This is a genomic window from Mycobacterium talmoniae (assembly GCF_001854525.1).
Classification (GTDB): domain Bacteria; phylum Actinomycetota; class Actinomycetes; order Mycobacteriales; family Mycobacteriaceae; genus Mycobacterium; species Mycobacterium talmoniae.
Window position 1 is genome coordinate 1 of record NZ_MLQM01000195.1, and the last position, 9,990, is coordinate 9,990.

The following is a 9,990-nucleotide window of genomic DNA, read 5'->3' on the forward strand; positions in this document are numbered from 1 at the left end:
CGCCGGGCCTCCCGATCAAATCGATGCGGTCCTCGCCGCAGTGACCCAACAGGGCCGGTTTGCCCGCCGGGTCAACATGGAAGTCGCGTCCCATTCGGCGTTGATGGATCCCATCCTGCCCGAGTTGCGCGGTGCGCTAGCGGGTTTGACACCCACGACGCCCGTCACGCCGGTGATCTCCACGGTCACCGATCCCGCCACGACCCCGGTGTTCGATGCCGACTATTGGGTGGCCAACGTGCGCCAACCGGTTCGACTTAGCCAGGCCATCAGCGTCGCGGCGCAAGACCACAGCACCTTCGTCGAGATCAGTGCTCATCCGATGCTGACCCATGCGATTAGCGAAACCCTCGGCGAGACCCATCATCACGCGGTGGGCACGCTGTACCGCGACACCGACGACACGGTGACGTTTCACACCAACCTCAATGCCACCCACGCCGCCTACCCGCCGGACACCCCGCATCCGTCCGAGCCCCATCCGGTGCTGCCCAGCACCCCCTGGCAGCACACCCGCCACTGGATCAATATCGCGCCGTCGAGGGGTCGGGGCGAGCCAGGGCGGGCTGCTGCTGCCGGCGGCGTGATCCCGGCGCACTGGTACAGCGAATTGACCTGGCCCGCCCGTGAGCTGCCCGCCGCACAGCACGCCGCCGGCGGGTCGTGGCTGGTGCTCGGGGACCCCGACATCGGCGCCGAGATCGCCCGCGCGGTGGGAAACGACCGCTGCGCGGTGTTGGCCGACGACACTGCGGGTGCCCAGCTGGCGGCCGCCCTGCACGACGCCGGCCAGGTGCTGTACGCGCCCGAGGTGTCCTGGGCCGGCTGGGACGCCGAACCGGGCTATCGGCTGTTCAACACCGCCCGACGGCTGGTCGGCGCCATGGCCGACTCGGGCGCGCGGTTGTGGCTGCTGACCCGCAACGCCCAACCCCTCGACACCGGTGACCGCGCCAATCCCGCCCACGCGGTGCTGTGGGGTTTGGGCCGCACCCTGGCCCTCGAACACCCCGAGATCTGGGGCGGCGTCATCGATGTCGACGAGTCGGTGCCGGCATCGCTGGCGGCCGGCTACCTGCTGGCCGAGGCGCACGACGGCGACGACGAAGACCAGATCGTCTACCGGGCGGGCACCCGCCACGTCCCGCGCCTGCAGCCGCGGGTACCGCCGTCGACACCCGCCGAACACGATCAGCATGGCTGCCAGCTGGTCATCGGGGCCACCGGCCACCTGGGGCCCCAGCTGATCGAGCACCTCGCCGACATGGGCGCCGGCACCATCGTCGCGGTGGCGCGCCACCCCGGTTCGCGGCTCGACGAGATGACCCAACGGCTGGCCGAGAAAGACACCACCCTGCTGACGGTGGCCGCCGACGCCGCCGACGCCGCCGCGATGACCGCGCTGTTCGATCGCTTCGGCGCCGACCTGCCCCCGCTGGGCGGCGTCTATCTGGTCGCCTACGGCGGTGGGCCAGTAACGCTGGGGGAGATGGCCGACGACGACGTGGCGGCCATGTTCGCGCCCAAACTCGACGCGGTCTGCCTGCTGCACAAACTCTCCCTGCCCCACCCGATCCGCCACTTCGTGATGTTCACCTCGATCTCCGGGGTGCTGGGCTCGCGGTGGCTCGGCCACTATGCGGCCACCACCACCTACCTGGACAGCTTCGCCTACGCCCGGCGGGCCGCCGGGCTGCCGGCCACCGCCATCAACTGGGGGTGGTGGCAGTCGCTGGCCGACAGCCAAAGCGACCAGCACCGCCACGTGACCCAGGAATCGGGACTGCAACCGATGCCCGACGAGGTGGCCATCCAAGTGCTGCGCACCGCCATCGGCCCGCACGCCCCGACCCGATCCACCATCGCCGCCGCGGACTGGGCCCGGCTCGCCGACGCCTACCGCACCCGAACCCCGCTGCACATCATCGACGATCTGCAACCCGCAGGCGACACCGACGACACCGAAAGCGACACCGCCGGCACCGTATTCCGTCAGGCGCTGCGCGACAGCGAACCGGACCAGCGCCGGGCGCTGCTGACCGAGCAGGTGGTTGCGCAGGTCGTGGCGGCGATGGGGTTGGCCTCGGCGCAGCTGCTCGATCGGTCGGCCGGCTTCTTCCAATCCGGGATGGATTCCCTGATGAGCGTCACCCTGCAGCGTGCCCTGGCCGATGTCCTCGGCGTCGCGCTGCCCGCGTCGGTGGTGTTCGACTATCCCAGCGTTGAGGCGCTCACCGACCACCTGGCCACCGTCCTGCCCGAATTCGGTGACGGCGCCGCGCAGCCCACCGCCAACGGCTACGACGAACTCACCGAGGACGAACTGTTGCAACAACTATCCGAAAGGGTGGCATGAGCGCGATGGCCACCACCACACCGGACCGCCGGGCCGTCATCACCGAGGCGCTGCACAAGATCGACGAACTCACTGCGCGCCTGCAGATCGCCGAACAGGCCGATACCGAACCGATTGCGGTGGTGGGGATGGGCTGCCGATTCCCGGGCGGGGCCGATGACCCCGAGCAGTTCTGGCAGCTATTGGTCGAGGGGCGCAGCGGCATCGTGCGGGTGCCGCCGCAACGCTGGGACGCCGACGCGCTGTACAGCGACGACCACAGTGTGCCGGGCACCATCTGCACCCGGGAGGGCGGCTTTTTGACCGGCTGGCAGCCGGAGGAATTCGATGCGGAGTTCTTCGGGATCGCCCCGCGCGAGGCGGCCGCGATGGATCCCCAACAGCGGCTGCTGCTCGAAGTCGCCTGGGAGGCATTGGAAAACGCCGGCCTCACGCCGCAGCACATCCGCGGCACCCAAACCTCGGTGTTTATCGGACTCACCACCAACGACTATTCGCTGACCTTCGCCGGGAAGCTGCGGCGGGAAGACATCGACCCCTACGTCCCGTTCGGCAACGCGGCGAACTTCGCCGCCGGGCGATTGGCGTATTTCCTGGGGGCGCGCGGACCGGCGCTGGTGATCGACACCGCCTGTTCGTCGTCGCTGGTGGCCGTGCATCTGGCCTGCCAGAGCCTGCGCCGGCGGGAAAGCGACACCGCCCTGGCCGCGGGAACCAACCTGATGCTCAGCCCGGAGAACAGCATCGCGTGTTCGCGGTGGGGCATGCTGGCCCCCGACGGCCGCTGCAAGACGTTTGACGCCGGCGCCGACGGATACGTGCGCAGCGAGGGGTGCGGGGTGGTGGTCCTTAAACGGCTGACCGACGCGCTGCGCGACGGGGACCCGGTGTGGGCGCTGGTGCGCGGTTCGGCGGTCAACCAGGACGGCGCCAGCAGCGGGCAGACGGTGCCGAATGGGCCGGCCCAGCAGGCGTTGCTGCGCCAGGCGCTGGCCGCCGCACGGCTGACACCCGCCGACATCGATTACGTCGAAGCCCACGGCACCGGCACCGCGTTGGGTGATCCGATCGAACTGGACGCATTGAGTCAGGTGTTCGGCGAGCGCCCGGATACCGCACCGTTGGTGCTGGGCTCGGTGAAGACCAACCTGGGGCATCTCGAATCCGCGGCGGGCGTCGCCGGTTTCATCAAAACCGTGCTCAGCGTCAACCACGGCTACATCCCGCGGCATCTGAACTTTGCGACGTTGACCCCGCACGCGGGCGAGGCCGCCGCGCGGTTCACCATCGCCGCCGAGCCGATGGACTGGCCGCCGGTGAACCGGCCGCGCCGGGCGGGGGTGTCCTCGTTCGGGGTCAGTGGCACCAACGCCCATGTGGTGGTGGAGCAGGCGCCGGACCGGGACCCGGTGGTGCGGGAACCGGAGCCGGCGGTGAGCACGTTGGTGGTCTCGGGTAAGACCCCGCAGCGGATCGCGTCGCTGGCCGCGGAGCTGGCCGACTGGATGACCGGCGCCGGCGCCGCGGTCGGGTTGGCCGACGTGGCCCACACCCTCAACCATCACCGGGCCCGGTACCCCCGCTTCGCCACGGTGTGCGCCCGCGACCGCGACCAGGCGGTGACCGGGCTGCAGGCGTTGGCCACCGGGCATTCCGCGCCGGGAGTGGTGGGCGTCCAGACCGGGCCCACCGGGCCGGGCACGGTGTTTGTGTATTCCGGTCAGGGCTCGCAGTGGGCCGGGATGGGCCAGCGGCTGCTGGTCGAGGAGCCGGCCTTCGCCGCCGCCGTCGCCGCGGTGGAACCGGTGTTCGTCGAGCACGTCGGTTTCTCGCTGCAACAAGTGCTCACCGACGGCGAACCGGTCACCGGCGACGCCCGGGTGCAGCCGGTGATCATGGGCTTGCAGCTGGCGCTGACCGAGCTGTGGCGCTGCTATGGGGTGAATCCGGATGCGGTGCTGGGGCATTCGATGGGTGAAGTGAGCGCGGCGGTGGTGGCCGGCGCGCTCAGCGTGGCCGACGGGCTGCGGGTGATCGCGACCCGATCCCGGCTGATGTCGCGGCTGGCCGGTCAGGGCGCGGTGGCGCTGCTGCAACTGGACGCCGAGGCCACCGCGGCGCTGATCGCCGACTACCACGGGGTGAGCGTGGCGGGGTATTCCGCGCCGCACCAATCCGTGATCGCCGGGCCCCCCGCCCAGGTCGACGCGGTGATCAGCGCGGTGCAACGCCGCGACCAGTTCGCCTGGCGGGTCAACATGGAGGTGGCCTCGCACACCGCGTTCATGGATCCGATCCTGCCCGAATTACGGTCCGCCCTAGCGGATCTGACGCCCCGCCCGCCGAGCATCCCGGTGATCTCCACGGTCATCGACGCCGGCACCCCCGCCTTCGACGCCGACTACTGGGTGGACAACGTGCGCCGGCCGGTGCGGCTGCACCAGGCCCTCAGTGCCGCCGGGCAAAACCACGCCACCTTCATCGAAATCAGCCCGCACCCGATGCTGACCCGCGCCATCACCGACACCCTGGGGGAGACCCGCAGCCTCGGCACGCTGTGGCGCTACGGCGACGACACGGTCAGCTTCCACACCAACCTCAACAGCGCCCAGCTGCCGGCCATGCCGCATCCCGCCGAACCGCACCCGATGCTGCCCACCACCCCCTGGCAGCACACCCGACACTGGATCGACCTCCCCGAGGGCGCAGACCCGGGCGCCGGGCGGCCGACGACCCCGGCGTGCGACGAACCGGCCGCGGCCGACACCGTTGCCGGCGACGCCGTGCTGCTCGACGAGGACGGTCAGGTGGCCGTGACGGTCCGTGGGCTGCGGCTGCAGCGGATTCGCGACCCCCGGTCCGCGGAGCTTGAGGACACGCTCTACCAACTGCGCTGGCGACCCGAACCCCGCACCGCGCCCGGCACGGATGCGGCGAGCGCGGGACGCTGGCTGATCTTCACCGACGGCACCACCACCTCCGGCGCGCTGCAGCGACTGCTCGAACAGCGTTCGCACAGCTGCGTGTTGGTCGAGCCGGGCGTCGAGTACGTGCGCCTGGAACCCGCCCGGTACCGCGTCGATCCGGCGCAGCCCGACCACTTCCGGCGGCTGCTGCGGGACGCGTGCGACGACGCCCAGCCGTGCCGCGGTGTGCTGCACCTGTGGGGCTTGCGCTGTGCGGCGCCGGAGGACACGTCCACCGAGTCGCTGGACGCCGCACGGGGACTGGGCGTGGCCAGCGTGCTGCATCTCGTGCAGGCGCTGACCGCGTCCGGCCGGACCGACACGCCGCGGCTGTGGCTGGTGACGCGCGGCGCCCAGCCGGTGGGCACCGACGGTGCGGGCGTTTCGATCGCCCAGGCGCCGCTGTGGGGGATGGGCCGCAGCATCCACCACGAGCATCCGGAGCTGCGGTGCGCCCGCGTCGACCTGTCGTCGGGTGGCGACCCGGCGGAGCTGGGCGCGCTGGTCGCGGAGTTGTGTGCCGATCACCCCGAAACCGATGTGGCGCTGCGCGGCGGTGAACGCTACGTCGCCAGGCTGGCCCGCTGCCGCACCGTCGGACCCGCCGAGCGGCCCGTCGAGATCCGCGCCGACGCCACCTATCTGATCACCGGCGGGCTGGGCGGGATCGGCCAGGTCGTCGCCGGCTGGTTGGCTGAGCAGGGCGCCCAGCACCTGGTCCTAATGGGGCGTGGCTCCGGTGCGCCGTCCGCGGCGGAAACCCTGCAGGCGTTGTGGGCCAAGGGCGTCGAGGTGGTGGTCGCCCACGGCGACGTCGCCCGCGCGGACCAGCTGGCCGCCGTCCTGGCCTCGATCCGCGCCTCCCTGCCGCCGCTGCGCGGGATCGTGCACGCCGCCGGGGTTCTCGACGACGGCATCCTGCAGCGCCTCGATGCGCGACGGCTGGCCGCGGTGATGGCGCCCAAGGTCGAGGGCGCCTGGAATCTGCATGCGCTGACCCGCGACGCCGAGCTGGACTTCTTCGTGTTGTTCTCCTCGGCGGCGTCGGTGCTCGGTTCGCCCGGACAGGCGCACTACGCGGCGGCCAACGCGTTCCTGGACGCGTTGGCGTGGCAGCGGCGCGCGGCGGGCCGGCCGGCGTTGAGCATCAATTGGGGGCCGTGGGCCCAGGTCGGGATGGCCGCCGGGACCGAACAGCGGCGTCACCTCACCGGCCACGGTTTCGCGGCCATGGCACCAGCCGACGGAGCCCGGACACTGTCGCATCTGCTGGCGACGTCGGCCACCCAAGTCGCTGTGCTGCGGATGGATTGGGCGCAGGGACGCGCGGGTGCCGACCTGCCGCTGCTCGCCGACTTGCTCGCCGCACCCGAGCCGACCGCCGGCCCGGACCGCCGCCTCACCGACGCGCTGCGCGGCGCCGACCGGCCGGAGCGCCAACGGCTACTGGAGCCGTACCTGCGTGATCAAGTGGCCGCCAAACTCGGCCTGGCAGCGCCGCGGCTGGACATTGCGCTGCCCCTCAACCAGCTGGGGCTCGACTCGCTCACCGCGATGGAGCTGCGCCGCAAGGTCGAACTCGACCTGGGCATCGCGTTGCCGGTGGTGAAACTGCTGGACGGACCCAGCGTCGCCGGTCTCGCCGAGTGGCTTGCCGACCAGCACCTCGGCGCGCCCGCGCCGACACCCGAACCCGCGGCCGGCAACGGGCACCGCAACGGGGCGCCGGTGGACGGTGCCGACGGGGGCCGATGGGTGGACCTGCTGACCCAGGTGCCCGAGGTGTCCGACGACGACGTGGACGAGTTGCTGCGTGAGGTGCTAGCCGCCAAGGAGGGCCACCATGACCGATAGCGCCATTGACATTGCCGGCCTGTCCGCCGAGGAGAAGCGGGCGCTGTTAGCCCGGCTGCTCAAAGAACAGGCCGAGCTGTCGGCGTCGGTGCACCCGATGTCCTACGGGCAGCGCGCGCAATGGTTTCTGTACCAACTCGCCCCCGGCAGCCCCGCCTACACCATCACCTACGCCGGGGCCATCGGCGGCGACCTGGACGTGCCGGCGCTGGACCGCGCCGCCCAGGCGCTGGTCGACCGGCACGCGATCCTGCGCACCACCTACGGGGTTCGCGACGGCCAGCCGGTGCAACGCGTCCAGCCCCGCTGGCCGGTGCGCCTCGCCCGGTATGACGTGGACGCCGAGGACGTCGGCGACTGGATCCGTCGCGAGACCAATCGTCCCTTCGACCTGGAAACCGGGCCGGTATTCCGGTTGACCCTGCTGCGGCGGGCGCCCCGCGACCACGTGCTGGTGCTGGCCGTGCACCACATCGCCGTCGACTTCTGGTCGATCGACGTCCTCCTCGATGAACTCGGCAAGCTGTACGCCGCCGAACACGGCGCGCCGGCGCCGCCCGCGTGCCCGGACCGCTACGTCGACTACGTGGACCGCCAGCAGCAGATGCTGTCCGGGCCGGAGGGGGAACGCCTGTGGCAGTACTGGCGGGACCAGTTGGCCGGTGACCTGCCCAACCTCGGGCTCGCCACCGACCGGCCCCGCCCGGCGACCCAGACCTACCGCGGTGCCGTGCACCGGTTCACCCTGCCCGCCGACCTGGCGGCCGGGCTCCGGGAGGTCGCACGCGGTGTCGGCGCGACCCCGTACATGACCTTGCTGGCCGCCTACGCCACCTTGCTGCATCGCTACACCGGCCACGACGACGTCCTGATCGGTTCACCGTTCGCGTGCCGGGACCGCGTCGAAATGGAGGGTCTGGTCGGCTACGTGACCAACCCGGTCGTGCTGCGCGCCGACCTGCGCGGCGACCCGACGTTCGCGGCGTTGCTGGGCGCCGTCAAGGAGACGGTGCTGGGTGCGCTTGCGCACCAAGATTATCCGTTCCCGCTGCTCGTGGAGCGGCTCCGGCCGTCCCGCGACCTGAGCCAGACCCCGCTGTTTCAGGCGTCGTTCGCCTGGGAGCAGCCGCGCCGATTCGCCGACGGCGCCGCCCCGGGTGGGGCGGGGTTCGAGCTGGACACCATCCACGTCGGTCAGGGCGGTGCGGCCTTCGACCTGACCCTGCAGGTGGCCGACGCCGGCGGGGAGTTCACCTGTGTGCTGCAGTACAACACCGACCTTTTCGATGACGCGACGATCGCGCGGATGGCCGGCCACTTCACCACGCTGCTCGGCGGTGTCGCCGCCGAGCCCGGCCGGCGGGTCTCCCAGCTGCCGCTGCTCACCGACGCCGAGCGCCGCCAACAGGCGGCGTGGAACGACACCCGGGTCTGCTACGACGCCCCCGACTGCCTGCACGAGATGGTGGCGGCGGCCGCACGGCGCAGCCCGATGGCCGTCGCCGTGTCGTTCGACGACCAGACGCTGACCTACGCCGAACTCGACGCCCACGCCGACGCGCTGGCGCGTCGGCTGCAGGGCGTCGGGGTGGGACCGGACAGCATCGTTCCGGTCCTGCTGGACCGCTCGGCCGACCTGATCGTCGCGCTGCTGGGGGTGCTGAAAGCCGGGGGCGCGTTCATGCCGCTGGACCCGGCGCAACCCGCCAACCGCATCGCGGCCATCCTGGGCAATGCCGCCGATGCGCCGGCCTGCGTCACCCACCACCGCCATCTGGATCTGGTTCCGACGTTCCGCGGTCACCGGCTCTGCCTGGATGGACCCGAGGCGCCCGCGGCCGACGGCGAGCCGCCGGTGGTCTCGGCGACCACGGCGGCCCACCTCGCCTACGTCGTGCACACCTCCGGTTCCACCGGCGTGCCCAAGGGCGCGCTGAACACCCACGGCGCGATCCGCAACCTGCTGGCCTGGATGCAAGCCAGCTACCGGCTCACCCCCGAGGACCGGGTGCTGCACCAGACGCCGATCACGTTCGATGCCGCGATCGGCGAGATCTTCTGGCCGTTGACCGTCGGCGCCCGGCTGATCATCGCAAAACCCGAGGGGCACAAGGACACCGGCTATTTGGTCCGGACCGTGATCGAGCAATCGGTCACCACCGCGCATTTCGTGCCGTCGATGCTGCGGGCGTTTTTGGCCGAACCGGCCGCGGCGCGCTGCGTGACGCTGCGCCGGGTGTGGTGCGGCGGCGAGGTGCTGAGCTACGAGCTCGCGCAGCAGTTCCTGGCCGCCCTGGACGCCGAACTGCGCAACGAGTACGGCCCCGCCGAGGCCGCGATCACCGTCACCGGTTTTCACTGCCGGCGCGGCGCACCCGGCCCGATCATCCCGATCGGGCGGCCGATCGCCAACACTCGCGTGTATCTGCTCGACGCGCACCTGCAGCCGGTGCCGGTGGGCGTGCCCGCCGAGCTGTTCATCGGCGGTGCCGGGGTGGGCCGCGGCTACCTCAACCGGCCCCACGCGACCGCCGCCAGCTTCCTCGCCGACCCGTTCACCGATGAGCCCGGCCGGCTGATGTACCGCACCGGCGACCTGGCGCGCTACCTGCCCGACGGCGAGATCGAGTACCTGGGTCGCGTCGACGACCAGGTGAAGATCCGCGGGGTGCGGATCGAGCCGGGGGAGGTGGAAGCCGCACTGCAGCAACACCCCGGGGTGCACGAGAACGCGGTGGTGGCCGGCGACGACGGCCGGGGGGGCGGGGGGCGCGGGGTCGTGTCGGGCGGGGGGCGCGGGGGGCGGGGGGGTGG

At 71.7% G+C, this 9,990-nt stretch carries 3 protein-coding genes; all 3 read left to right on the plus strand.

The annotated features are described in order from the left end of the window. Window positions 1-2,356, plus strand: a 2,356-nt coding sequence (locus BKN37_RS23505; RefSeq protein WP_131823680.1) for a type I polyketide synthase, incomplete at its 5' end; no start/stop codon positions are given. 5 nt (window positions 2,357-2,361) lie between these two features. After that, window positions 2,362-7,176 carry a type I polyketide synthase gene (locus BKN37_RS28085; protein ID WP_083342000.1) on the plus strand — a complete coding sequence of 1,605 codons (4,815 nt, stop codon included), beginning with the start codon at window positions 2,362-2,364 and terminating at the stop codon, window positions 7,174-7,176. Further along, on the plus strand, window positions 7,166-9,990 hold a 2,825-nt coding region (locus BKN37_RS23515), incomplete at its 3' end, for a non-ribosomal peptide synthetase (RefSeq protein ID WP_131823681.1). The genes BKN37_RS28085 and BKN37_RS23515, both read left to right, overlap by 11 nt.

Bases quoted from the DNA above. Each gene is read 5' to 3' on its own strand.
- BKN37_RS28085 (WP_083342000.1), top strand. From the start codon at position 2,362: ATGGCCACCACCACACCGGACCGCCGGGCCGTCATCACCGAGGCGCTG.